The organism is Actibacterium sp. XHP0104 (assembly GCF_025751515.1).
Taxonomy (GTDB): Bacteria; Pseudomonadota; Alphaproteobacteria; order Rhodobacterales; family Rhodobacteraceae; genus Actibacterium_D.
This window is the reverse complement of the sequence record NZ_JAOWLE010000004.1, coordinates 144,089-168,599: the sequence shown is the minus strand read 5'-3', so window position 1 is coordinate 168,599 and position 24,511 is coordinate 144,089. Positions and strand designations below refer to the sequence as shown.

Annotated in this window: 24 protein-coding genes and 1 tRNA gene; 11 read left to right on the top strand and 14 right to left on the bottom strand. The window is 63.0% G+C overall.

Features of this window, described 5'->3' with window-relative positions; translation table 11 throughout:
- Positions 1 to 9: 9 nt before the first annotated feature.
- The 3 genes from OE856_RS08470 to dnaK form a co-directional block, all read right to left on the bottom strand.
- Entirely contained in the window at positions 10 to 633 is a 624-nt protein-coding gene (locus tag OE856_RS08470; protein WP_263715644.1) for a class I SAM-dependent methyltransferase, read from the bottom strand.
- A gap of 109 nt (positions 634 to 742) precedes the next feature.
- Positions 743 to 1,900 (bottom strand): molecular chaperone DnaJ, encoded by a 1,158-nt coding sequence (dnaJ, locus tag OE856_RS08465; RefSeq protein ID WP_263715643.1) that lies wholly within the window; start codon positions 1,898 to 1,900, stop codon positions 743 to 745.
- Positions 1,901 to 1,974: 74 nt separating this feature from the next.
- On the bottom strand, positions 1,975 to 3,888 hold the full coding sequence (gene dnaK, locus OE856_RS08460; RefSeq protein WP_263715642.1) for a molecular chaperone DnaK: 1,914 nt from the start codon (positions 3,886 to 3,888) through the stop codon (positions 1,975 to 1,977).
- 199 nt (positions 3,889 to 4,087) lie between these two features.
- Here dnaK and OE856_RS08455 point away from each other — a divergent pair, with 199 nt between their 5' ends.
- A complete protein-coding gene (locus OE856_RS08455) occupies positions 4,088 to 4,696 on the top strand; it encodes an alpha-ketoglutarate-dependent dioxygenase AlkB family protein (protein ID WP_263715641.1) in 609 nt (202 codons plus the stop codon).
- A gap of 204 nt (positions 4,697 to 4,900) precedes the next feature.
- Here OE856_RS08455 and OE856_RS08450 read toward each other — a convergent pair whose 3' ends face one another.
- Complete coding sequence (locus OE856_RS08450; protein WP_263715640.1) at positions 4,901 to 5,722, bottom strand: ABC transporter permease; 822 nt, start codon at positions 5,720 to 5,722, stop codon at positions 4,901 to 4,903.
- Between the two features lie 135 nt (positions 5,723 to 5,857).
- Between OE856_RS08450 and cysQ the strand changes: the two genes are divergently transcribed.
- The 8 genes from cysQ to OE856_RS08410 all read left to right on the top strand — a co-directional run bounded on the left by cysQ (position 5,858) and on the right by OE856_RS08410 (position 14,798).
- Entirely contained in the window at positions 5,858 to 6,655 is a 798-nt protein-coding gene (gene cysQ / locus OE856_RS08445; protein ID WP_263715639.1) for a 3'(2'),5'-bisphosphate nucleotidase CysQ, read from the top strand.
- The gene (locus OE856_RS08440; protein ID WP_263715638.1) at positions 6,655 to 7,455 is read left to right on the top strand and encodes a 3-deoxy-manno-octulosonate cytidylyltransferase; all 801 of its coding nucleotides are present in this window, start codon (positions 6,655 to 6,657) and stop codon (positions 7,453 to 7,455) included. Before cysQ ends, OE856_RS08440 begins: the two co-directional genes overlap by 1 nt.
- 211 nt (positions 7,456 to 7,666) lie before the next feature.
- On the top strand, positions 7,667 to 8,563 hold the full coding sequence (galU, locus tag OE856_RS08435) for a UTP--glucose-1-phosphate uridylyltransferase GalU (RefSeq protein ID WP_263715637.1): 897 nt from the start codon (positions 7,667 to 7,669) through the stop codon (positions 8,561 to 8,563).
- A gap of 15 nt (positions 8,564 to 8,578) precedes the next feature.
- Positions 8,579 to 9,562 (top strand): UDP-glucose 4-epimerase GalE, encoded by a 984-nt coding sequence (gene galE, locus OE856_RS08430; protein WP_263715636.1) that lies wholly within the window; start codon positions 8,579 to 8,581, stop codon positions 9,560 to 9,562.
- Positions 9,522 to 10,565: a glycosyltransferase family 2 protein gene (locus OE856_RS08425; protein ID WP_263715635.1), complete on the top strand. Its 1,044-nt coding sequence runs from the start codon at positions 9,522 to 9,524 to the stop codon at positions 10,563 to 10,565. The genes galE and OE856_RS08425 overlap by 41 nt, the downstream gene beginning before the upstream one ends.
- Positions 10,566 to 10,683: 118 nt before the next feature.
- A complete protein-coding gene (locus tag OE856_RS08420) occupies positions 10,684 to 11,694 on the top strand; it encodes a glycosyltransferase family 2 protein (protein ID WP_263715634.1) in 1,011 nt (336 codons plus the stop codon).
- Positions 11,691 to 13,388, top strand: coding sequence for a beta-1,6-N-acetylglucosaminyltransferase (locus tag OE856_RS08415; RefSeq protein WP_263715633.1), 1,698 nt, complete (start codon positions 11,691 to 11,693; stop codon positions 13,386 to 13,388). The genes OE856_RS08420 and OE856_RS08415 overlap by 4 nt, the downstream gene beginning before the upstream one ends.
- A 3-nt stretch (positions 13,389 to 13,391) precedes the next feature.
- On the top strand, positions 13,392 to 14,798 hold the full coding sequence (locus OE856_RS08410) for a nodulation protein NodH (protein WP_263715632.1): 1,407 nt from the start codon (positions 13,392 to 13,394) through the stop codon (positions 14,796 to 14,798).
- Here OE856_RS08410 and OE856_RS08405 read toward each other — a convergent pair.
- The 9 genes from OE856_RS08405 to OE856_RS08365 all read right to left on the bottom strand — a co-directional run bounded on the left by OE856_RS08405 (position 14,795) and on the right by OE856_RS08365 (position 20,849).
- Positions 14,795 to 15,262 carry a PTS sugar transporter subunit IIA gene (locus OE856_RS08405; protein ID WP_263715631.1) on the bottom strand — a complete coding sequence of 156 codons (468 nt, stop codon included), beginning with the start codon at positions 15,260 to 15,262 and terminating at the stop codon, positions 14,795 to 14,797. The genes OE856_RS08410 and OE856_RS08405 overlap by 4 nt on opposite strands.
- Before the next feature lie 51 nt (positions 15,263 to 15,313).
- Entirely contained in the window at positions 15,314 to 15,877 is a 564-nt protein-coding gene (hpf, locus tag OE856_RS08400; protein ID WP_263715630.1) for a ribosome hibernation-promoting factor, HPF/YfiA family, read from the bottom strand.
- A 63-nt stretch (positions 15,878 to 15,940) separates the two neighbouring features.
- Positions 15,941 to 17,251 carry an RNA polymerase factor sigma-54 gene (rpoN, locus tag OE856_RS08395; protein WP_263715629.1) on the bottom strand — a complete coding sequence of 437 codons (1,311 nt, stop codon included), beginning with the start codon at positions 17,249 to 17,251 and terminating at the stop codon, positions 15,941 to 15,943.
- 8 nt (positions 17,252 to 17,259) lie between these two features.
- The gene (gene lptB, locus OE856_RS08390; protein ID WP_263715628.1) at positions 17,260 to 18,021 is read right to left on the bottom strand and encodes an LPS export ABC transporter ATP-binding protein; all 762 of its coding nucleotides are present in this window, start codon (positions 18,019 to 18,021) and stop codon (positions 17,260 to 17,262) included.
- Positions 18,018 to 18,524 (bottom strand): lipopolysaccharide transport periplasmic protein LptA, encoded by a 507-nt coding sequence (lptA, locus tag OE856_RS08385; protein ID WP_263715627.1) that lies wholly within the window; start codon positions 18,522 to 18,524, stop codon positions 18,018 to 18,020. The genes lptB and lptA overlap by 4 nt, the downstream gene beginning before the upstream one ends.
- Before the next feature lie 16 nt (positions 18,525 to 18,540).
- A complete protein-coding gene (locus OE856_RS08380) occupies positions 18,541 to 19,152 on the bottom strand; it encodes a hypothetical protein (protein ID WP_263715626.1) in 612 nt (203 codons plus the stop codon).
- A 4-nt stretch (positions 19,153 to 19,156) separates the two neighbouring features.
- Positions 19,157 to 20,122 carry a KpsF/GutQ family sugar-phosphate isomerase gene (locus tag OE856_RS08375; protein WP_263715625.1) on the bottom strand — a complete coding sequence of 322 codons (966 nt, stop codon included), beginning with the start codon at positions 20,120 to 20,122 and terminating at the stop codon, positions 19,157 to 19,159.
- 3 nt (positions 20,123 to 20,125) lie between these two features.
- The gene (locus OE856_RS08370) at positions 20,126 to 20,737 is read right to left on the bottom strand and encodes a ribonuclease D (protein ID WP_263715624.1); all 612 of its coding nucleotides are present in this window, start codon (positions 20,735 to 20,737) and stop codon (positions 20,126 to 20,128) included.
- Between the two features lie 25 nt (positions 20,738 to 20,762).
- Positions 20,763 to 20,849: transfer RNA gene (locus tag OE856_RS08365), tRNA-Leu, on the bottom strand.
- A gap of 145 nt (positions 20,850 to 20,994) precedes the next feature.
- Between OE856_RS08365 and OE856_RS08360 the strand changes: the two genes are divergently transcribed.
- The gene (locus OE856_RS08360) at positions 20,995 to 21,978 is read left to right on the top strand and encodes a complex I NDUFA9 subunit family protein (RefSeq protein ID WP_263715623.1); all 984 of its coding nucleotides are present in this window, start codon (positions 20,995 to 20,997) and stop codon (positions 21,976 to 21,978) included.
- 50 nt (positions 21,979 to 22,028) lie between these two features.
- On the opposite strand, the gene OE856_RS08355 is transcribed toward OE856_RS08360, so the two are convergent.
- On the bottom strand, positions 22,029 to 22,832 hold the full coding sequence (locus OE856_RS08355; RefSeq protein ID WP_263715622.1) for an undecaprenyl-diphosphate phosphatase: 804 nt from the start codon (positions 22,830 to 22,832) through the stop codon (positions 22,029 to 22,031).
- Between the two features lie 217 nt (positions 22,833 to 23,049).
- On the opposite strand from OE856_RS08355, the gene OE856_RS08350 reads away from it, so the two are divergent.
- Positions 23,050 to 24,483: an NAD(P)-dependent oxidoreductase gene (locus OE856_RS08350; protein ID WP_263715621.1), complete on the top strand. Its 1,434-nt coding sequence runs from the start codon at positions 23,050 to 23,052 to the stop codon at positions 24,481 to 24,483.
- Positions 24,484 to 24,511: the final 28 nt, after the last annotated feature.

Sequence of the window (24,511 nt, the reverse complement as noted above, 5' to 3'; positions counted from 1 at the left end):
AAGAACAGGTTAATGCCGTGAGACCGCAACGATCCCCCGGCTGGTTCGCGAGGGCGGCCCCGCGGGGAAATCGTGGATCTGTTCAACGTCAAAGCCGGCCTTGTGCAGCAGGTCGACGATCTCTTCCTGTTGAAAGGTTCGGTGCCGCCATTGCAGCCAGATGATCGCATTGCACCAATGCGGCTTGGACACGACAAGGTAAAGCCGCCCGCCGGGCCTTAGCAGATCGCGCATCTGCCCAAGTGCCACCAGCGGATCGGGGCAGTGTTCGATGACATGGGCGGCCAGAACCACGTCAACGGGCGGTGCGGCATGGTCGCCCAAGAGCGCCTGAACGGGGATCGGATCAACCCCGTGGGCGCGCAGCGCGGCCAGGCCGCGATCAAGCATCTCGCGGCTTGGGTCCAGCAGGGTAAGGTTGCGCGGCGGGCCATGAACGGCGACCCAGGCTTCGGAAAAGGCGGCGGTGCCTGCGCCGATGTCGATCACGCTTTGCTGCGGATCGGGGCGCGGCCCTGCGGCAGTGAGAAAGCCCAGATAGCCGTCGTAATACCCAAGCGCGCGCATCTTGTCGCCCCAGCGGGGGGCAACAAGGTCATAGCGACGCGTGTCATGGGCGGTTTTGCCGGTCATTCAGGCAGCGTGCCACAGATGCCGGTGGCGTTCCAGACAGAGCGCTAAAGCCCGCTGCAAGAGCCGAGGCCCACCATTGTGCCGTGGCGGAAACGGCGGGCCTTGGCTATCAGCTTTTCATCTGGTCCCAAAAGCTTTTGACCTTGCCGAAAAAGTCGCTGCTTTCGGGGTTGTTGTTCTCGCTCAGGCGCTCGAACTCGCGCAGCAGGTCTTTTTGCTTTGAGGTCAGGTTCACGGGCGTTTCGACGGCCAGCTCGATGAACATGTCACCGGTGCCGCCGCCGCGCAGGGCGGGCATGCCCTTGCTGCGCAGGCGCATCTGTTTGCCCGACTGGCTGCCTGCGGGAACCTTGACGCGCGAGCGGCCGCCGTCGATCGTCGGCACCTCGATATCGCCGCCCAGAACGGCGGTGGTCATCGGCACCGGCACGTGGCACGACAGGTGCACGCCTTCGCGTTCAAAGATCGGGTGCGGCGCGACCTCGATAAAGATGTACAGATCGCCCGTCGGGCCGCCACGCAGCCCGGCCTCGCCCTCGCCGGCAAGACGGATGCGGGTGCCGGTTTCGACGCCCGCGGGGATGTTCACGTTCAGCGTGCGGTCTTTCTCGACGCGGCCGGCGCCGCCGCAGGATTTGCACGGGTTCTTGATGATCTGGCCCAGGCCGCCACAGGTGGGGCAGGCGCGTTCAACGGTGAAAAAGCCCTGTTGCGAGCGCACCTTGCCCATGCCCGAGCAGGTGGGGCAGGCGGCGGGTTCGGCGCCGCTTTCGGCACCGGTGCCGTTACAGCCCGAGCACGAGACCGAGGTCGGCACGTGAATGGTTTTCTGCAGGCCGGCATAGGCCTCTTCGAGGGTAATGCGCAGGTTATAGCGCAGATCGGCGCCACGTGCGGCGCGCGAACGTCCGCCGCCGCCACCGCGGCCCCCCATGAAGTCTCCGAACAGGTCGTCGAACACGTCGGAAAAGGCCGAGGCGAAATCGCCCTGGCCGCCCATTCCGCCGCGCGGGCCGCCACGGGGGCCGCCGCCCATGCCACCGTCGAACGCGGAGTGGCCGAACCGGTCATAGGCGGCTTTTTTCTCGGGGTCCTTCAGAATGTCATAGGCCTCGTTCACCTCTTTGAACTGGGCCTCGGCATTGGGGTTGTCGGAATTGCGGTCGGGGTGAAGCTCTTTCGCCTTCTTGCGATAGGCTTTCTTCAGCTCTTCGGCCGAGGCGCCTTTGGCAACACCCAGGACGTCATAGAAGTCACGTTTTGACATGTCAGGATCCCTCTGAGGGGGAATGCGAGGGCCGGCCCGGAATTACCGGACCGGCCCTGGCACGGGTTGAGCCCTTACGAGCGCTTGTCGTCGTCGAGGTCTTCGAAGTCGGCATCCACGATGTCGTCATCGACGCCGCGGGGCTCGTCATCACCGGCATCGCCGTCGCTGGCTTCGGCCTGCTGAGCCTTGTAGATGGCTTCGCCCAGCTTCATCGCAGCCTCGGTCACGTTCTGGATGCCCGATTTGATCTTGCCGGCATCGTTGGTTTCCATCGTGTCCTTGAGGGCAGCGATGGCCAGTTCGATGGCCTCGATCGTGGTCGGGTCAACCTTGTCGGCGTGCTCTTCCATCGACTTTTCGGTCGAGTGGATCAGGCTTTCGGCCTGGTTCTTGGCTTCGACCAGTTCCTTGCGCTCTTTGTCGGCCTCGGCGTTGGCCTCGGCGTCCTTGACCATCTGGTCGATCTCGTCGTCCGACAGACCGCCCGATGCCTGGATGGTGATCGACTGTTCCTTGCCGGTGCCCTTGTCCTTGGCGGCCACCGACACGATGCCGTTGGCGTCGATGTCAAAGGTCACTTCGATCTGCGGCATGCCGCGCGGCGCCGGCGGGATTTCTTCCAGGTTGAACTGGCCCAGCAGCTTGTTGTCGGCGGCCATCTCGCGCTCGCCCTGGAACACGCGCAGGGTCACGGCGTTCTGGTTGTCTTCGGCGGTCGAGAAGATCTGGCTCTTCTTGGTCGGGATGGTGGTGTTGCGGTCGATCAGGCGGGTGAAGACGCCGCCCAGGGTTTCAATACCCAGCGACAGCGGGGTCACATCCAGCAGAACCACGTCTTTGACATCGCCCTGCAGCACGCCGGCCTGAATGGCGGCGCCCATGGCGACAACCTCATCGGGGTTCACACCCTTGTGGGGTTCCTTGCCAAAGAACTTGGTCACTTCTTCGATGACGCGCGGCATGCGGGTCATACCGCCGACCAGAACCACCTCGTCGATGTCCGAGGTCGACAGGCCCGCGTCTTTCAGCGCGGCCTGGCACGGCTTGATCGAGGCCTTGATCAGGTCGCCCACCAGGCTTTCCAGCTTGGCGCGGGTCAGTTTCATCACCATGTGCAGCGGTGCGCCCGAGTTCGGGTCCATCGCGATGAACGGCTGGTTGATCTCGGTCTGCTGCGACGAGGACAGTTCGATCTTGGCTTTCTCTGCGGCCTCTTTCAGGCGCTGCAGGGCCATCTTGTCCTTGGTCAGGTCGGTGCCGTTCTCTTTCTTGAACTCGTCAGCCAGGTAGCGGACGATGCGCATGTCGAAGTCTTCGCCGCCCAGGAAGGTGTCGCCGTTGGTCGATTTCACTTCGAACAGGCCGTCGTCGATTTCCAGGATGGTGATGTCGAAGGTACCGCCGCCAAGGTCGTAAACGGCGATGGTGCGGGTTTCTTTCTTGTCCAGACCATAGGCCAGCGCGGCGGCCGTCGGTTCGTTGATGATGCGCAGCACTTCAAGACCGGCGATCTTGCCGGCGTCCTTGGTGGCCTGGCGCTGAGCGTCGTTGAAATAGGCCGGCACGGTGATGACCGCCTGTTCGACCTTTTCGCCCAGATAGGATTCGGCGGTTTCTTTCATCTTCTGCAGGATGAAGGCCGAGATCTGGCTGGGGCTGTATTTCTCGCCTTTCACCTCGACCCAGGCATCGCCGTTGCCGCCATCGACGATCGAATAGGGCACGTGTTCCTTGTCTTTGGTGACTTCGGCGTCGTCGACGCGGCGCCCGATCAGGCGCTTGACCGCGAAAACGGTGTTCGACGGGTTGGTGACCGCCTGGCGTTTTGCCGGCTGGCCCACAAGGCGTTCATTGTCGGTGAAACCGACGATCGAGGGCGTGGTGCGCGCCCCTTCGGCATTTTCGATCACACGGGGTTGCGAACCATCCATGATGGCAACGCAGCTGTTGGTCGTCCCGAGGTCGATCCCGATGACTTTGGCCATAATTACTCTACCTCTTCTTTAGGCGATGATATGGGGTGCAGACCCTTATAAGGCTTCTGCCCCCGATCCCAGATTGTTGACCGGGTATGCCCCGATCAGGCTTCCCGGCGTATATAAGGAGGGGTCAGGGACGCTGCAAGCGGCGCGCATGACGGAAATGTGAGGAGAAATGCCAAAAACCCGACTTAAAGCGGGCGAAATGCCGGTTCCCGACCTGTCTGTGCGCGGTGTGGGCGTGTTTCGCGGCTGGCTGAACGCGCAGGCGCAGGCGGCGCTGGTCGAGGATCTGCGCGCCGTGGTGCGGGCCGCGCCGCTGTTTTCGCCGGTCACGCCCTCGGGCAAGGCGATGAGCGTGCGGATGACCTCGGCAGGGCGCGTGGGCTGGGTGTCGGACCGGCGCGGATACCGGTATCAGCCGCACCATCCCGGCGGCGCGGCCTGGCCGGCCATTCCGGGCGCGGTGGCCGAGATGTGGCACCAGATCACCGGGCTAAGCCGCGCGCCCGATTGCTGTCTGATCAATTTCTACGGGTCCGACGCGCGGATGGGCATGCACCAGGATCGCGACGAGGCCGATTTTTCCTACCCGGTTGTGTCACTGTCGCTGGGCGATGACGGGCTGTTTCGCATCGGCAACCTGACGCGGGGTGGCCGAACCGAGAGCCTGTGGCTGCACTCGGGCGACGTGGTGGTGATGGGGGGTGAGGCGCGGCTGATCTATCACGGGGTCGATCGCATCCGGGCCGGGTCGTCGTCGCTGTTGCCCCAGGGCGGGCGGATCAACCTGACGCTGCGGGTGGTTGATTGATGCCCCGGCGCGGGGACTGCGCCGGGGCAATGGGCCGTTAATCATGGGGACGGCCCAGCGGGGACTAATAAAGCGGAACACTCGTCAATGCATTTGTGCCCTGCCGGTGGGCACGACCAATCGGCCCCGCACCACCACGATCACAAGGCATGAAACGGCTTTGATAGTCGATAACAGCGCGCCAGATTGCGTGATTTCAACGGCTTAGCGTTTGGCGTTCCAGCTTTTCGAGGCGTGTTTGCGTGTATAGAACTCGCCCATCAGGCCGATCAGCACCAGGATCAGAGACAGCAGAATCGGGTAGGTGGTGTTCGAGAAATGCGGATTGTAGTTGATGAACACAAAGCCGCGTGCCTGGTCGATGGTGTGGAACAGCGGGTTCCAGGTGAACATGGTCAGGATATAGCCGGGCATCATGTTGGCCACGAACATCTTGCCCGAGGCGATCATGTTGGCGCGCATGTAGACCAGGCTGATAATGCTGACGAGGCCCGGAAACCACGGCTTGATCGCCAAGAGCATCAGCCCGATCGCCACGCCCGACCCCCAGGCCAGCAGCACCATGCCAAAGGCGCCGATGGGCTGATAGATGGTGATGGGCGTCATGGCGGCGTGATAGATGAACATCACCACCACCATCGACAGCACCTGGATATACAGCGACGACAGCGCAGCGGCGCTGATGGCGACGATGGTGTTCATCGGCGCGTGCTGCATCATGGGCGAGGTCGAGGACTCGGACGACAGCACCGCGCCCAGCGATTTGTTATGGGTCAGGAACAGAAAGATGCCCGACATGATGAACAGCATGAAATCGCCCCGGATCGCGACGCCGCGCAGGCCCAGAAACTCGAACATGAAGTAAAACGCCGCCACGAACATGATCGTTTGTAGCATGTTCATCAGCAGCCCGATCAGCGCGTTGCCATGGCTGCGCCGGATGTTGCGCACGGTCGCGTGATAGATCAGCGCGAACAGGCGGAACGCGCCTGTCAGGCTGTTGGTGGTGCGCTGTGCCTCAAACATGGGGTGCCTGCATCGCGTGACGCCGGAACCATTTGCCCGGCTTGCTGTTCTTGTTGCAGCGGATCATAAGGGAATTAGCAAATTCTTACAACGACGGGGCCGCGTGTGCGCGCCTCGCGAGACGGAGTACAGGTATTGGATTTCGAGAAGCTTGAGAAAATCGCCCGTCGTGCGGCGCTGGAAGCGGGCGCCAAGATCATGGAAATCTACAATTCGGACGATTTCGAGGTGAAAACCAAGTCGGATGCCAGCCCGGTGACCGAGGCCGACGAGGCCGCCGATGCGATCATCACCGACATTCTGCGCGATGCCTTCCCCGACACGCTGATCGTGACCGAGGAACAGGCCGACAGCCATTCGGAAACCGCCAATACCTTTCTGATCGTCGATCCGCTGGACGGCACCAAGGAATTCGTCAAGCGCCGGGGCGAGTTCACCGTGAACATCGCCTATGTCGAAAACGGCGTGCCGATCCGCGGCGTGGTTTATGCGCCCGCCAAGAACCGGCTGTTCTATACCGATGCCAGCGGCCAGTCGGTCGAGGAGACCGGTGATTTCGCGCTGGATCAGGCCGGGCCGGTTGCGCCGATCTCGGTCGCGACGCCCGACAATGGCGCGCTGGTGGTGGTGGCGTCGAAATCGCACCGGGATCAGGCCACCGACGATTATATCGCCAAGTATAACGTCAAGGACATGACCAGCGCCGGGTCGTCGCTGAAGCTGTGCCTTGTCGCCACGGGCGAGGCCGATCTTTACCCGCGTGTGGGCCGCACGATGGAATGGGATACCGCCGCCGGCCACGCCGTTGTGCTGGGCGCGGGCGGGCGCGTTGTGCGCTTTGACGACCATTCCGACCTGACCTATGGCAAGCCGATCTACGAGAACCCGTTCTTTATCGTCTATGCCCCTGGTGTCGAACTCAAGAGCGCCTGATGTCCTTTCTGATTGTCATCCCCGCCCGCTATGCCTCGACCCGCTATCCGGGCAAACCGCTTGTCGGGCTCAAGGGCGCCGGCGGGGTGGAAAAGTCTCTGATCCGCCGGTCGTGGGAGGCCGCGGTTGCCGTGCCGGGCAGCCCCCGCGTGGTTGTGGCCACCGATGATGACCGCATCCGCGAGGCGGCCGAAGGGTTTGGCGCCGAGGTGGTGATGACCAGTGAATCCTGCGCCAATGGCACCGAGCGCTGCGCCGAGGCGTTCGATACGCTGGGCGGTGGCTATGACGTGGTGGTCAACCTGCAAGGCGACGCGCCGCTGACGCCCGCCTGGTTCGTGGATGAACTGGTCGCGGGTCTGCGCGCCGATCCGGTGGCCGAGGTCGCGACCCCGGTGCTGCGCTGTGATGGCGAGACGCTGAACGCGCTGCTGGCCGACCGCCGCGCCGGTCGCGTGGGCGGCACAACGGCGGTTTTCGGCAATGATCGCAAGGCGTTGTATTTCTCGAAAGAGGTCATTCCCTATACCGGAAAGACCTATGCCGATGATGCCGAAACTCCGGTGTTTCACCATGTGGGCTGCTATGCCTACCGGCCTTCGGCGCTGGCCGCCTATCCGCGCTGGGATGCCGGCCCGCTGGAGACGCTTGAGGGGCTGGAACAGCTGCGGTTCCTGGAACGCGAGCGCCCGGTTCTGTGCGTCGAGGTCGAAGGCCGAGGCCGCCAGTTCTGGGAGCTGAACAACCCATCAGACGTGCCGCGCATCGAGTCGATGCTGGCGCAGATGGGGGTTGATTAGGCCCCCATCGGCAAAGGTCGGCTGAGCATGTCACGATTTGATACCAAAGCCGCCTAAAATAGGGCATCTTTGCCTGTAGTGTTACAATGGTGCGATAATCGATATCGTTGCTGGGCTGAACAATTGCATCTTGCGGGCGAAACCCACAGCGTATGAAACAAGAGCAGGCCCGACGCAGAGTCGGCAACCAAGTTAAAGGGTGAGTGTTGATATGAAGCGTAAGGTTACCAAAGCTATTTTTCCCGTCGCCGGGATGGGTACGCGGTTTCTGCCCGCCACTAAGTCCGTTCCCAAGGAAATCATGACGCTGGTCGACCGCCCGCTGATCCAATACGCGATCGACGAGGCCCGTGCCGCCGGCATCAAGGAATTCATCTTTGTCACCGCGCGCGGCAAAAGCGCGCTGGAAGACTATTTCGACACCGCGCCCATCCTCGAGGCCGAGCTGCGCCGCGCCGGCAAGACCGACCTGCTAGAGATTTTGCGCGCAACCAACATGGAAAGCGGCGCGATTGCCTATATCCGCCAGCAAAAGGCGCTGGGCCTGGGCCATGCCGTGTGGTGCGCCCGCCGTCTGGTCGGGAACGAACCCTTTGCCGTCATCCTGCCCGATGACGTGATCGCCGCCGAAACCCCCTGTCTGCAGCAGATGGTCGAGGCCTATGCCGAGACCGGCGGCAACATGGTCGCCGCGATGGAAGTGCCGCAGGAAAAGACCGGCGCCTATGGTGTGCTGGACGTGGCCGAGGACATGGGCCAGCTGGTTTCCGTCAAGGGCATGGTCGAAAAGCCCGCGCCCGAAAAGGCTCCGTCGAACCTGGCGGTGATCGGCCGCTATATCCTGTCGCCCAAGGTGATGAACGATATCGGCAAGCTGAAGAAAGGCGCCGGTGGCGAGGTTCAGCTGACCGACGCCATCGCCCAGCAGATCAACGAGCCCAACGGCGGGGTTTACGGCTTCCGCTTCCGCGGGCAGCGGTTCGACTGCGGCTCCAAGGCCGGGTTCCTGCAGGCCACCGTGGCCTTTGGCCTGGCGCGCGATGATCTGCGCGAGGAATTCGGTGACTATCTGCGCGAGATGGTCATGCTGGACAAGGCCGCGCAGTAACAAGGCAGACGACTTATGACGACCATTCTGGTGACAGGCGGCGCGGGCTATATCGGCTCGCACGCCTGCAAGGTTTTGCGCAAGGCGGGTTATACCCCTGTCACCTATGACAACCTGTCCACGGGCTGGGCCGATGCGGTGAAATTCGGCCCGTTCGAACAGGGCGACCTGATGGATCGCGCCCGCCTGGACGAGGTTTTCGCCAAGCACAAACCCGCCGCCGTGATGCATTTCGCCGCCTTCAGCCAGGTGGGCGAGGCCATGCGCGAGCCGGGCAAATACTGGCGCAACAACGTGGCCGGATCGCTGACCCTGATCGAGGCGGCGGTGGAGGCCGGGTGCCTGAATTTCGTGTTTTCCTCGACCTGCGCCACCTATGGCGACCAGGATGGTGTGGTGCTGGATGAAAACAGCGCGCAGATGCCGCTGAACGCCTATGGCGCATCGAAACGCGCGATCGAGGATATCCTGCACGACTTCCAGGCCAGCCACGGCCTGCAATCGGTGATCTTTCGCTATTTCAACGTTGCCGGTGCAGACCCTGACGCCGAGGTGGGCGAGTTTCATCAGCCCGAGACCCATCTGATTCCGCTGATGCTGGATGCGATCGATGGCAAGCGCCCGGCGCTGACCGTGTTCGGCACCGATTATCCCACGCCTGATGGCACCTGCATTCGTGACTATGTGCATGTGATGGATCTGGTCGATGCGCATGTGCTGGGGGTGAAATGGCTGACCGATGGCAAGGGCAGCCGGGCGTTCAACCTGGGCACCGGCACCGGCTTTTCGGTGCGCGAGGTGATTGACCATTCGCGCAGCGTCACCAACCGCGAGGTGCCGTTCGAGATCGGCCCCCGGCGCGAGGGTGACGCGGTGTGCTTGGTTTCGGGGTCAAGCCGGGCTAAGACCGAACTGGGCTGGACGCCCCAACGGTCAACCCTGGAGATCATGATCGCCGATGCCTGGCGCTGGCACCAAACCGGACATTACGACCGCTGACCCGGCGCAGGCCCTGCGGCTGCGCTGGCGGCGCAAGCGTCTGCTGTGGCGGGCCTTTCGCAAACGGCGCGAGGTGACGCGGCTGCATGACCGCACCGCGCGGATCATGCCCGATGACATCCTGTTGTTTTCCACCATCCGGAACGAGGCCGCGCGCCTGCCCTATTTCTTGCGCCATTACCGCGCGCTGGGCGTGGCGCATTTCCTGTTCGTCGATAACGACAGCAGTGACGAAACAGTCTCTATTCTTGCCCAACAGCCCGATGTTTCGCTGTGGCGCACCGGGGCCAGCTATCGCGCCTCGCGGTTCGGGGTCGATTGGCTGACATGGCTGCAACGGCGCTATGGCCACGGGCATTGGTGCCTGACCGCCGACGCGGACGAGCTGTTGATGCTGCCGCATCACGGCGCGCGCGATCTGCGCGACCTGACCGCCTGGCTGGATGCGCGCGGGGCCGAGGTATTTGCCGCGGTGATGGTCGATCTGTACCCCAAAGGCCGGCTGAGCCAGACCCAGATCACCCCCGGCCAGCCCCCGCAAGAGGCGCTACGCTGGTTCGACGGTTGGGGCCATACCTGGGAGCAACAGGCCAAATACGGCAATATTTCCGTGCGGGGCGGGGTCAGAAAAAGGCTCTATTTCAGCGGAAAACCCGATTTTGCGCCTCATCTGCACAAGACGCCGCTGATCAAGTGGCACCGGTCCTATGCCTATATCAGCTCGACCCATATCGCATTGCCCCGGCGGTTGAACCGGGGTCTGGATGCGCGGCTGGGTCTGCCGACGGGCGTGCTGCTGCACAGCAAGTTCCTGCCCGAGGTCGTCACCAAATCGACCGAGGAAAAGACCCGGGCCGAGCATTTCACCCATGCCGCGCGCTATGATGCCTATTACGACCACCTTGCCGCCGACCCGGTTTTGTGGGGGCCGGACTCGTGCGAATTGCGCGATTGGCAGCAGTTCGAGGACCTGGGCCTGATGACGCGCGGTGACTGGCGCTAAGTCTATGCAACTGGGCGATTTACCTGCGGCGGCGCATTGCGTATGATTCGGCCCAATTCACGCGGTTTAGGCAATGTTTACGCCCTGTCGCGCAAGATAACGCAAAAACGAGGCGCAGTTGGGTCTTTGGCAGCGATACAAGTTGCGGCTTGCCCGCCGAAGGCTCCGGATTCGGGCCTTGCGCAAGCGGCGTGAGCTGAGTGCCGTTGCCGGGCGCACCGGTCAGATAAAACCCAACGATATCTTGCTGTTCTGCACGCTGCGCAATGAAAAGCGGCGGTTGCCGTATTTCCTGCAATATTACCGCCAGCAGGGCGTGCAGCATTTCCTGTTTGTCGACAACGGGTCAGACGACGGCAGCCGCGAGTTTCTGGAGGCGCAGCCCGATGTGTCGCTGTGGTCGACCACGGCCAGCTATAAACGGTCGCGCTTTGGGGTCGACTGGATGAACTGGCTGCTGCGTAAATACGGCCAGGATCACTGGTGCGTGGTGGTCGATGTTGATGAATTCCTGGTCTATCCGTTCTGCGACACCCGCCCCATCGCCGCGCTGACCGACTGGCTGGACAGCAGCGGCGTGCGCAGTTTCGGCACGATGATGCTGGATATGTATCCGCGCGGGCCGGTGCAGGCCGAAACCTATGTCGAGGGTCAGAACCCCTTTGATATCGCCGCCTGGTTCGACAGCGGCAATTACATCATCAGCCGCAACCCCGAATACCGGAACCTGTGGATTCAGGGCGGGCCGCGTGCCCGGCTGTTCTTCCCCGACCGCCCGCAAGAGGCGCCGGCGCTGAACAAGATCCCGCTGATCAAATGGCACCGCAGCTATACGTTCGTGAACTCGACCCACATGCTGCTGCCGCGCGGGCTGAACCTGGTCTATGACGACCGCGGCGGCGAAAAGGCCAGCGGCGTTCTGCTGCATGCCAAGTTCCTCGACACGTTCATCGACAAGAGCGAAGAGGAAATCGAGCGCAAGGAACATTACGGCGAAAGCCGTGAATACAAGGCCTATGTCCGCCAGATGCAGAACAGCCCGGTTCTGTGGAACAAGTGGTCCGAGAAATACATCAACTGGCGTCAGCTGGAAATTCTGGGCCTGATGTCCAAGGGGAACTGGGCATGAGCGTCGGGTTCATCATGCTGGTGCATACCGCGCTGGATCGGGCTACGGCCGTGGCGCGGCACTGGGCCGGCAGCGGTTGCCCGGTGGTGATCCATGTCGATCGCAACGTCGCGCGGTCTGACTATGACGAATTCGCGCAGGGCCTGGCTGATCTGGACAATGTGCGCTTTTGCAGGCGGCACAGGGTCGAATGGGGCACCTGGTCGATGGTTGCCGCGACGCAATCGGCGGCCGAGATGGCCCTGGCCGAGTTTCCCGATATCCGCCATGTTTACCTGGCCTCGGGCGCCTGTCTGCCGCTGCGCCCGGTGCAGGAACTGGTCGCCTATCTGGCGGCGCGCCCGCGCACCGATTTCATCGAATCCGTCACCACGTCTGACGTGCCCTGGACGGTCGGCGGGCTGGACCGCGAGCGGTTCACCATGCGCTTTCCGTTCAGCTGGAAACGCCACCGCCGCCTGTTCGACGCCTATGTGAAAGTCCAGCGCCGGGTGAAATACCGCCGCAAGGTGCCGCCGGGCATCGTGCCGCATCTGGGGTCGCAGTGGTGGTGCCTGACTCGGCAAACCCTGTCGGCCATTCTCGAAGATCCCGACCGCGCCACCTATGACGCCTATTTCCGCCGGGTCTGGATTCCGGATGAAAGCTATTTCCAGACGCTGGCGCGGCTTTACAGCCAGGATATGCAAAGCCGGTCTTTGACCCTGTCGAAGTTCGATCACCAGGGCAAACCGCATATTTTCTATGACGACCACCTGCAGCTGCTGCGCCGGTCGGATTGCTTTGTCGCGCGCAAGATCTGGCCGCAGGCGGGGCGGCTGTATTCGGCGTTTTTGTCGAATGACCCGGCCGTCACCAAGAATGCAGAGCCTAACCCGGCCAAGATCGACCGGCTGTTCACCAAGGCGGTCGAACGGCGCACGCTGGGCCGGGCGGGGCTGTATATGCAAAGTCGCTTTCCCATCGACGGGTTCGAAAATGGCCGCACGGCAGGGCAGTATTCGGTGTTCGAAGGGTTCAGCGATCTGTTCGAGAACTTTGAAACCTGGCTGGCGCGTTCGGTTGGCGGGCGGGTGCACGGGCATCTATTCCACCCCGAACAGGTGCAGTTTGCCGGGGACGAGCAGGTTTATAACGGCTCGCTCGGCAATGGCGCGCCGCTGCGCGACTATAACCCGCGCGCCTTTCTGACCAATCTGATCTGGAACACGCGGGGCGAAAGACAGTGCTTTCAGTTCGGCCCCTATGACCAGCAGGATATCAGCTGGTTCATTGCCTGCGACCCCAATGCCCAGATCTCTGTGATCACAGGTGCTTGGGCGGTGCGGCTGTTCCAGTCGAACCGCAATTTCTCGACCATCCGGCGCGAAGCGGCGGCCCTGCAAAAGATCGAGGCGCGGCATGTCGACATCCTGCGCTCGCAATTCACCAAGGCGCGGGTGCGGATCTGGTCGATGGCCGATTTCGTTCAAAACCCGATGGAGCCGCTGCAAATCATCATCGACGAGATCGCCCCGCGCGGGCAGCACCGCCTGACCGAGGCGCCGGTGATGGCCGATTTGCGCGGGTTCGGGCAGTTTCTGCAAAACCTCAAGAACCAGGGCATGCACCCCTATCTGATGGGCGATTTCCCCGTCGGCGAAGACCCCGGCACCCCGCCGCGCGAACGTCGCCGGCCCTATCTGGTGAAATAGCGCATGGCAGGCAGGTTCGATTATTTCGTCATTCTGGCCGAGATGCGCACCGGGTCGAATTTTCTCGAGGCGAACCTGAACGGGTTCGAGGGCGTGCACAGCTATGGCGAGGCCTTCAACCCGCATTTCATCGGCAAAAAGAACGACACCCAGCTGTTGGGTATGACCCTGCCCCAGCGCGAGGCCGATCCGCTGGCGCTGTTGGAGGCGATGCAGGGTGATGGCCACGCGATGCCGGGGTTTCGGCTGTTTCACGACCATGACCCGCGCGTGATCGCGCATGTGCTGTCGGACCGGCGCTGCGCCAAGATCATCCTGACCCGCAACCCGGTTGAAAGTTTCGTGTCGCTACAGATCGCCGCCCAGACCGGGCAGTGGAAACTGTCGGACATGAAGCACCGCCGCGACGCGCAGGTTCGGTTCGATCCGGCTGTGTTCGAGACGTTTTTGGCCGATCTGCAAGAGTTTCAGGTGCAGGTCATGCATGGCTTGCAGGCCAGTGGTCAGACGGCGTTTTACATCGGCTATGACGACATCAACGATCTGGATGTGATCAACGGGCTGGGGCGCTATCTGGGCTGTAAGCAAAAGCTGGAAAAGCTGGACGGCGATCTGAAAAAGCAAAACCCCGAGCCTCTGTCGGACAAGGTGGAAAATTTCGACGAGATGCAGGAGGCGCTGGCGGGCTATGACCGGTTCGACCTGACCCGCACCCCGAATTTCGAGCCGCGTCGCGGCCCCGCCGTGCCGGGCTATGTCGCCGCTGCCAATGCGCCGCTGATCTATATGCCGGTGCGCGGCGGGCCGGTGACGCTGGCCGAGGCCTGGTTGCAGGCGCTGGCGCCCGAGGGCGCGTTGCAGCGCGGCTTTACCCAAAAGACCCTGCGCCAGTGGAAACGCCAGAACACGGGCCATCGCGGGTTTACCATCGTCAGCCACCCGGTACTGCGGATCTATCGCAGCTTTGCCAATCATATCCTCAACCCCGGCGAGGGCGGGTTTGCCGCCATCCGCGAGGTTCTGGCCCGGCGCTACAAGCTGCCCATCCCGACCGACCCGGAAATCAGCGATGCCGATCGCCGCGCAGCGTTTCTGGGCTTTGTCGGGTTTCTCAAGGGTAACCTTGCCGGGCAGACCAGCATTCGGGTCGATCAGGCCTGGGCCAGCCAGGACGCGCTGGTGCAGGGCATGGCGCAATTCACCCTGCCCGACCTGATCCTGCGCGAGGAACGTCTGCCGGGCGACTGGGCGGTTCTGGCGGGGCAGGTGGGCGTTGCGGCGCCCGAGGCGCCTGCGGGCGATGACATGGCCGAGGCGCTGCGCAGCATCTATGACAGCCAGGTCGAGGCCGCGGTGCGCGATGTCTATCAGCGAGATTACATGGTGTTCGGCTACGGCGCCTGGGCTTAGGCGGCCTTGGTCGAGCTGGGCGCCTCGGTCAGCAGGGCGTGCAGGGTGACCGGGTCGTCATTGGCGCGCAGTTTCGCACAGACGGTCGTGTCGCGCAGCGTGCGCGAGACCAGCGCCAGCGCTTTCAGGTGATCGACGCCCGAATCCTTGGGCGCGAACAGGGCAAAGATCAGATCGACGGGCTGGCGGTCGACCGAGTCGAAATCCATCGGCTTGTCGAGCCGCAGGAAGGCGCCGACCACGTGGTCGAGGCCTTCGAGGCGGGCATGGGGCAGGGCGACACCCTGCCCGACGCCGGTCGGGCCCAGGCTTTCACGCTCTTGCAGGGCGTCCACAACGTCGGACGCGGGCAGGCCGTAACAGCTGGCGGCGATCTCTCCCAGGTCCTGGAAGAGACGCTTCTTGCTGGTAAGGGTGCCGAATACCTTTACCGCTTCGGGCTTAAGAATGCTCGAAAGTTCCATGTATCCGCTCTGCCTTTCCTGCGCCTGCGCGCAGGCTGATCCCGTTTTCGGTCAGGTGTCGATCCAGCCCACATTGCCGTCATCGCGGCGGTGGACAACATTGACGCCCCCGGTTTTTTCGTTGCGGAACACCAACAGCGGTGCGCCGGCAAGTTCCATCTGCATCACTGCCTCGCCCACCGACAAAGACGGAATCCTGGTTTCCATCTCGGCGATGATAATCGGCGCCAGCGAATCCGGTTCCACATCTTCGGCCCCGTCGTTCGCGGCGAGGATATACGAGGATGCGCCGGACAGTTCAACAGGCTGTGAGCGGTCGCGGTGGTGGTCCTTGAGCCGGCGCTTGTAGCGGCGCAGCTGTTTTTCCATTTTCTCGGCGCAGCTGTCGAATGCGGCGTAGATTTCGTTCGCATGGGCCTTGGCCTGAGCCGTCAGACCGGTCGACAGGTGCACGGTGGCTTCGCACACGTACTCGTGGGCACTGCGCGAGAAAATCACCATAGCATCGGTCGGCCGTTCGGCATACTTGTCCACGACGGCGCCAAGCTCTTGCTTGACGTGGGTTTGCAGGGCATCCCCGATGTCGATCTGTTTGCCAGTGATCTGATAGCGCATATCGCCTCCTCTAGTGTTAAAGTCACGCCCCTAGCTGCCCGCGGGCATACTTGGGCATGTTGATTATTCGGGAGAACCGCTGCCCGGTGGTGCCGGGCGATTTCGACGCATGGCCCCCAAACGGCCACGCTCGAATGATGATGGAATGTTCATGCATCCCCTGTATTTGGCGATAGTTCTACGGGCGATGTCAACGCCCTCGCTGCGCAGCACCGCAGCAATTTCGCTGTCTGACAGCGGCGCGTCGGGCTGTTCGTGCTCAATCATGCGGCGAATGCGGCGCTGCACCGAATAGGCCGAAACCTGCGCGCCCGTCCCGTTTGAAACCGCGGACGAGATAAAGCCCGAAAGCGGATGAGTAATACCGTTGAAAATCAAAGCCTTGCCGCAGATTGCCCGGCCGATGGTCGACGGGTGCAGGCCCATATCGGCGGCCAGATCGGCGCGAGTCAGGGGCGCCATGTGGTCGGGGCCGCGGGTGAAAAAGGCGGTTTGCCGGCGCACCAGAACCTGGGCAACTTTCAGCAAAGTTTCGTTGCGGAAAGCCAATGCGCCGATCATCGCCTGCGCCGGTGTTCGGAATTGCCGCCGCAGGGCCGAGTCCCGACTCATCTGCGCCAGCAGCTGATCGTCGAGTTGCAGCCGGGGTTGCACGTCCCGAATAAGAACGACGTTCAGGTTGCCCCCGCGATCCAGCTCGACCTCGATCTCGGGGATCATGGGCGCGGCCAGGGGGGCATAGTCGCGGCCGGGATGAGGGTTCAGCCCGGGCAGCAGCTGGGCGATGTCTTGCAGGGCCTCGATCGCCAGGCCGGTCACCCGGTGGGCGCGGCGCCATTGCTGTTCGACCAGCAGGTCGAGATGCTGACAGGCCAGGTGCGCGGCCTGGCCGGGCACGCCCTTTTCGATCAGTTGCAATGCCAGGCATTCCCCCAGATTGCGCGCCGCGATGCCGGTGGGCTCGCAGGCCTGCAACGCGTCGATGGCCCGTTCGACCGTGACCAGCGACAGGTCAAGCATATCGGAAATATCTTCGTCGCTGTGTTCGATATAGCCGTCCTCGGTCAGGTCGGCGGCCAGGTATTGCGCCAGCAATGACACCTGTTTGGGCAGGTCCATCAGGGTGATCTGCTTGGTCAGGTTCTGCGCCAGGGTCTGAGATTCGCTGATCGTGCGGGTGGCGGTGTCGAAATCGGGCAGCTGACGCTCGCCGCCCTCGGTGTAATCAAGCAGCGGGTTTTCGGCGGCGACGCGGGCGATTTCGGCCCAGAGATCGACGGTGCTGAGCTGTAACAGCGACATGCCCTGCCGCAAGCCCGGCGTGATGCTCAGGCGCTGGGTCTGGGTCGCGGTAAGGGTCTGCCGAGCCGCCATGCGCGTTCCTATGAGATGCGGAAGGATTGCCCCAGATAGACGCGGCGCACGTTCTCGTCGCGGATCACCTCGTCGGTGGTGCCGCTCATCAGCACCGTGCCATCGTTCAGGATATAGGCCCGATCGACAATTTCCAGCGTCTCGCGCACGTTGTGATCGGTGATCAGCACGCCGATGCCGCGATCCTTGAGGTCATGCACAAGGTGGCGGATCTCGCCCACGGCGATCGGGTCGACCCCGGCAAAGGGTTCGTCGAGCAGCAGGTATTTCGGGTTGGCGGCCAGGCAGCGGGCGATTTCCACCCGGCGGCGTTCCCCGCCTGACAGCGACAGAGCGGGCGCGCGGCGCAGGTGGCTGATCGAGAATTCCGACAGCAGCTCCTCTAGCCGTTCGCGGCGCTTGTGCGGGTCGCGCTCGGCCACTTCGAGAATGGCCAGGATGTTGTCTTCGACGCTGAGGCCGCGAAAGATGCTGACCTCTTGCGGCAGATAGCCGATGCCCAGCTTGGCGCGGCGATACATCGGCAGGTTGGTCACGTCGCGCCCGTCGATCAGCACCTGCCCGCCCTCGGGGCGGATCAGCCCGGCGATGTTGTAAAAGCACGTCGTCTTGCCCGACCCGTTCGGGCCCAACAGGGCGACGACCTCGCCCCGGTTCAGCTCCAGGCTGACATCGCGGATCACGGGGCGGCGGCGATAGCTTTTGCGCAGGTTCACGACCTTAAGGCCCGCGTCACCCTGTTCGACGGTCAGTTTGGGGGCCTTGCTCATTCGGCGCCCCCCTGCGGGGAAAACACGGTCTTTACCCGGCCCTGCATCTGCCCGGCGCCGGTTTTCAGGTTGATCGACAGCGATTGCCCCGACACGGTGTTGCCGCCCTGGGTCAGCAACACGTCGCCGGTCATGACCAGGGTCGAGGCCTCGATGTCATAGGTGGCGCGCTGGCCCTCTGCGGCCTCGGAGCCATTGACCAACAGCACCTTGCCCTCGGCCTGCATGCGCGCGATGCGGCGGGTGGGCTGGCCGTTTTCCAGCACGTATTCAACCCCGACCCGATCGGCCGACAGGCGCATATCACCCTGAATAACAAGAACATTTCCGTCAAACGTGGCGGTGCCATCGGCCTGGGCCACGCGCAGCTGATCGGCCGTTACCTGCACCGGCAGCTTGCTGTCGACGACCAGCGCGCCCAGAGAGATATCCGTGCCCTGCGCCGTGGCCAGACCAGGGGAAAGCGCCAGTGCCAAGGCCACAAGAACAAAACGCAACCGCATCAACCGAAAATCCATCCTAATTCGGGGGTTGATATATCAGCTTCACACCCTGGTTGAAAACCAGAACGTGGCTGTCACCGTCATCGGTGGTTTGGGTGGTGATCTGCATCTGGCCCGCGGTCAGCGTGCCGGCGGGGCCGGTGGCGTCGACGGGGCCGTCGGCCTGCACCTCGGTGCGGTCCAGCGCCGTGTCGATCTGCGGCGCGGTGATGTGATAGCCGGTCGAGCTGTCCATCTCGACCCCGCCGCCCAGTGTCGCGACCGAGGCGCGGGCGTCGACCTGGCCCTGCGGCGCGCGGATCACGGCGTAAGAGCCGTCGGGGAATTCCAGCCGGGCGGTCATGTCGCGGGCCAGGGTGTCGGGGCGGTCGGCATTGCTGGGATCGACCCGCGCCGCCGAGATCGAGATCGCAGCGCCGTCTTCGGTGACACCGGCATATTCGGCGGAGGACACCGATTGCTCGCGGGCCAGTTCCTCGACGTCGACCTGCGCGTAGGGAATGGCCGCCGTCGGGTCGAGCGTGCGCGAGAACAGGAACAGCGTCGACAACAGCGCCAGCGCCGCAAGCGGCAGGATCACCTTTGCCCAGGCGATAAAGCGCGAATAGCTGTTGTCATACGAGGCCATGGCCTCAGGCTACCCCGGCGCGCAGGCAGTCGTGAATATGCAGAATGCCGCAGGCACGGCCGTTTTCTGCAGGATCAGTGACGAAAAGGCAGGTGATCTTGCGGTCATTCATCAGCGCCAGCGCCTCTTCGGCCAGGGCGTCGGGTTCGATGGTTTTGGGGGCGCGGGTCATGACCTGCGATGCGGTCAGATCCAGCAGGCCCTGCATGTGGCGGCGCAGGTCGCCGTCGGTGATGATGCCGGCCAGCGCGCCTGTGTCGTCGGTGACACCCACCACGCCAAAGCCCTTTTGGCTGATCGTCAGCAGCGCGTCGGCCATCGGCGCGTCGGCGGCCACCAGCGGCAGTTCGTCGGCGCCATGCATCAGGTCGCGCACCTTGGACAGCTGCGCGCCCAGCTTGCCGCCGGGGTGGAACTGGCGGAAATCGGTGGGGGTGAACTTGCGGTGTTCCATCAGCGCGATGGCCAGCGCGTCGCCCAATGCCAGGGTCATCGTGGTGGATGTGGTCGGCACGATGCCGGTTTCACAGGCCTCGGGCGCGGCGGGCAGCAGAATGGCCACGTCGGATTCGCGCAAGAGGGTCGAGCCCTCGCGCCCCGCAACCCCGATCAGCGGGATCGAGAACCGGCGGGTATAGGCAACGATATCGGCCAGTTCGGGCGTTTCGCCCGAGTTCGACAGCACCAGCGTGACATCGCCCTTGGCCAGCATGCCCAGGTCGCCATGGCTGGCCTCGGCGGGGTGGACGAAATGCGCGGGCGTGCCGGTCGAGGCCAGCGTCGCCGCGATCTTGCGCCCGATATGGCCAGATTTGCCCATGCCCGACACGATCACCCGGCCGGGCGCGTCCAGAATCAGCTGCACGGCCTGGGCAAAGCTGTCGCCCAGCGCCTCGGACAGCAGGGTCAGGGCCTCGGCCTCGCGGGTGACGACGCGGCGGCCGACGGTCAGGAAGGTTTCAGTGCTCATGTCTCAGTGCGCAAAAATGTCGATCTCGGGCCAGCCTTCGAGATCAAGCTTGGCACGGGTCGGCAGAAAATCAAAACAGGCTTGCGCCAGTTCGGTGCGGCCTTCGCGGGCCAGGCGGGCATCCAGCGCCTCTTTCAGCTGGTGCAGATACAGAACGTCAGAAGCGGCATATTCCAGCTGGGCATCGGTCAGGGTTTCGGCGCCCCAGTCGCTCATCTGCTGCTGTTTGGAAATGTCCACGCCCACCAGTTCCTGCAACAGGAATTTCAGCCCGTGCCGGTCGGTATAGGTGCGAATCAGCTTGGAGGCGATTTTCGTGCAATAGACCGGCGCGGCCAGCGTGCCAAAGGCGTGATGCATCGCCGCAATGTCGAACCGGCCGAAATGAAACAGTTTCAGCACGGTCGGATCGGCCAGCATCCTGCACAGATTCGGGGCGCTGGTCTGGCCCTTTTCGATCTGCACCAGATGGGCATTTCCGTCGCCGCCCGACATCTGGATCACGCACAGGCGATCGCGATGCGGGTTGAGACCCATGGTTTCACAATCAATCGCAACGATCGGACCAAGGTCGAGATCGGCGGGCAGGTCGTTCTTGTAAAGGATATTCGCCACGGTGGCCCCTGTGTTGAGAAGGGGTTGGTGCCCAGGAGAGGACTCGAACCTCCACGTCCATACGGACACTAGCACCTGAAGCTAGCGCGTCTACCAATTCCGCCACCTGGGCAGGTGTCGTGGAGCGGGGATTTATAGGCGGGTGCAGATAGTGTCAACGGGCTTTCGCACAGTTTTTTCACAAACTGCATATCGGCTTGTTTGTGGCGGCTTGGAAAGCTATTCAGGGCAGTAACGAAAGGCATGGAGGCTTGAAGATGTCCAAGCTTGTTACGATCTACGGCGGTTCGGGTTTCCTGGGTAAGTATATCGCCCGGCGCATGGCACAGGATGGCTGGCGCGTGCGTGTCGCCGTTCGCCGCCCCAACGAGGCGCTGCATGTAAAACCCTATGGCCGCGTTGGTCAGGTAGAGCCGGTGTTCTGCAACATCCGCGATGACGCCTCGGTGCGTGCGGTGGCCGAGGGCGCCGATGCGGTGATCAACTGCGTGGGCATCATGAACGAGGTCGGCAAGAACAAGTTCGGCGCCGTTCAGGCCGAAGGCGCCGGCCGTATCGCCCGCATCGCTCATGAGCTGGGCATTGGCTATATGGTGCATGTGTCGGCCATCGGCGCGGATGCGAACTCGAAAAGCGCATACAGCCGCAGCAAGGGCGAAGGCGAGGCTGCCGTGCAGGCCGGCCACCCCAACGCCGTGATCCTGCGCCCGTCGGTGATGTTCGGCACCGAGGACCAGTTCTATAACCGCTTTGGCAGCATGACCCGGTTCAGCCCGATCATTCCGCTGGTGGGTGGCAACACCAAGTTCCAGCCGGTCTATGTTGATGACGTGGCCCGCGCCGCCGTCGCCGCCGCGCAGGGCAAGGCCCAGGCGGGTATCTATGAGCTGGGCGGTCCCGATGTCGAAACCCTGGGCGATATCGTCAAGGGCATCGCCAAGGTCGCGCATCGCCGCCGCCTGGTGATCAACGCGCCGTTCCTTGTTGGCCGCGCGCTCGCCATGGGCTTTGATTTCATGCAGTTCGTCACTGGCGGCCTGATCACCAACAAGATCCTGACCGGCAACCAGGTGCGCGATCTGCGCAACGACAATGTTGTATCCGAAGGCGCCAAGGGGTTCGCCGATCTGGGCATCACGCCGACGCCGTCCGAGGCGGTCGTGCCGGAATACCTGTATCGCTATCGCCCGCAGGGTCAGTATGACGCGATCACCAACTCGGCCAAGAACCTCAAGGCCTGATCGGGTGACAATCGAATAGGGGCCGGGCCATTGCGCCCGGCCTTTTTCGTTCAGGTATAGGCGATGACCAGCAGCACCACGCCCAGGATCACGCGATAGATCACATAGGGCGTAAAGCTGACCGACCGCAGCAGCCGCATCATCAGGCTTAGTGCCAGCAGCGCCGCCAGAAAGGCGAACACCGCCGCGATGGCCCCGTCACGGGCGACGGCGGCATTGGCGGTGGCGGCGACCTCTAGCCCCAGCAGGGTGCCCGAGGCGATGATGGTCGGAATAGACATCAGCATCGACAGCCGCGCGGCATCCTGACGTTTGTATCCCAGCGCCCGCGCGCCCGAGATGGTGATGCCCGACCGCGAGGTGCCCGGTATCAGCGCCACCGCCTGCCACAGGCCCATGATAATGGCGTCGCGCAGCGTCCAGTCGCGGGCTTCCAGCCGGGCGGGGCCTTTCTGGTCGGTCCAATACAGCACCAGCCCGAACAGCAGCATCGCCCATCCGATCACCGCGATCGACCGCATCGCGTCGCTTAGGCCCGTCATCTTGAGGATCAGCCCGGCGATCACCACCGGCACGGTCGCCACGGCCAGGAAAAACGCCAGCTGGCTGCCCGGCGTGTCGATCCGCCCGGTCAGCAGCCGCGGAATGCCGCCGGCCGCCATGGCCACGTCGCGGCGAAAATACAGCATCACCGCCAGCAGGGTGCCGACATGCACCGCGACGTCGATGATCTGGCCCTGATCCGCATGCCCTGTCAGCGCCGGCAAGAGAATCAGATGACCCGATGACGACACGGGCAGGAACTCTGTCACGCCCTGAAGCGCAGCAACGGCAAGAAGATAGAGCCAGGACATCGTTTGAGGGCCTCATTTTCCTGTGCAGATACTAAATCAATGTTTTTTAAAGAAAAGCCGATTAATAGGTCAGTATATATAACCTAAATTTCCACCTTTTGAGGGCAATCAGGGCGAGCATGGGCTAAAAATATTTGTTTTAGGTCACTCATACTGACTTTTATTTCCCGAACAACCAAAGTATTACAACGCGGCTGAGAGATTGAAGAGGTTGGCAATGGCAAAGCAGCAGATGCTCCAGTTCGTGGATGTGCAACGGGAAATGCCGCAAAAGCGGAACGCCGAGGCGCGCAAACAGGACTTTAACGAGATCTACGCGGAATTCGCGGCGGAAAAGGCCAAGACCCAGGCCAGCCGCTGTTCGCAATGTGGTGTGCCCTATTGCCAGGCCCATTGCCCGCTGCACAATAACATTCCCGACTGGCTGCGCCTGACTGCCGAGGGCCGCCTGAAAGAAGCCTATGAGCTGAGTCAGGAAACCAACACCTTCCCCGAGATCTGCGGCCGCATCTGTCCGCAGGATCGCCTGTGCGAAGGCAACTGCGTGATCGAACAGTCGGGCCACGGCACCGTGACCATCGGCTCGGTCGAGAAATACATCACCGACACCGCCTGGGACGAAGGCTGGGTGCAGGTGATCACCCCCGCCGAAGAGCGCAGCGAAAGCGTTGGCATCATCGGGGCCGGCCCCGGTGGCCTGGCCGCCGCCGATCGTCTGCGCCGTGCCGGTGTGCAGGTCACGGTCTATGACCGGTATGACCGCGCCGGCGGTCTGCTGACCTATGGCATTCCGGGCTTCAAGCTGGAAAAAGACGTGGTCATGCGCCGCATCGAGCAGCTGGAAAAAGCCGGCGTCGAGTTTGTGCTGAACTGCAACGTGGGCGAGGACATTTCCTTCGACGCCATTCGCGGCAAGCATGACTCGGTGCTGATCGCCACCGGCGTTTACAAGACCCGCGACCTGCAAGGCCCCGGTTCGGGCGCGCAGGGCATCGTGAATGCGATCGACTATCTGACCGCCAGCAACCGCAAGAGCTTTGGCGATGACGTGCCCGAATATGACAGCGGTGAGCTGAACGCCGAGGGCAAGAACGTGATCGTCATCGGTGGCGGCGATACCGCGATGGACTGTGTGCGCACCGCTATCCGCCAGGGTGCGACCAGCGTGAAATGCCTCTATCGCCGTGACCGCGCCAACATGCCCGGTTCGCAGCGCGAAACCCAGAACGCCGAGGAAGAAGGCGTCGAATTCGTCTGGCTGTCGGCGCCCAAGGGCTTTGCCGGTGACCATGTCGAAAGCGTGCTGGTGCAAAGGATGCGCCTGGGCGCGCCCGATGCCAGCGGCCGCCAGTCGCCCGAGGTGATCGAAGGCGCCGATTATGCCGAGCCCGCCGATCTGGTGATCAAGGCGCTGGGGTTCGAACCCGAGGATCTGCCGACGCTGTGGGGCGAAGAGGCGCTGGAAGTGACCCGCTGGGGCACCATCAAGGCCGATTTCCGCAGCCACCAGACCAGCCTGCCCGGCGTCTATGCCGTGGGTGACATCGTGCGCGGTGCCTCGCTGGTGGTCTGGGCGATCCGCGATGGCCGCGAAGCCGCCGACAGCATTCTGGAATATCTGGCGCAGCCCGCTCAGGCCGCCGCCGAGTAAGACAAGGATTTCCGGGCCACGCCCGGAC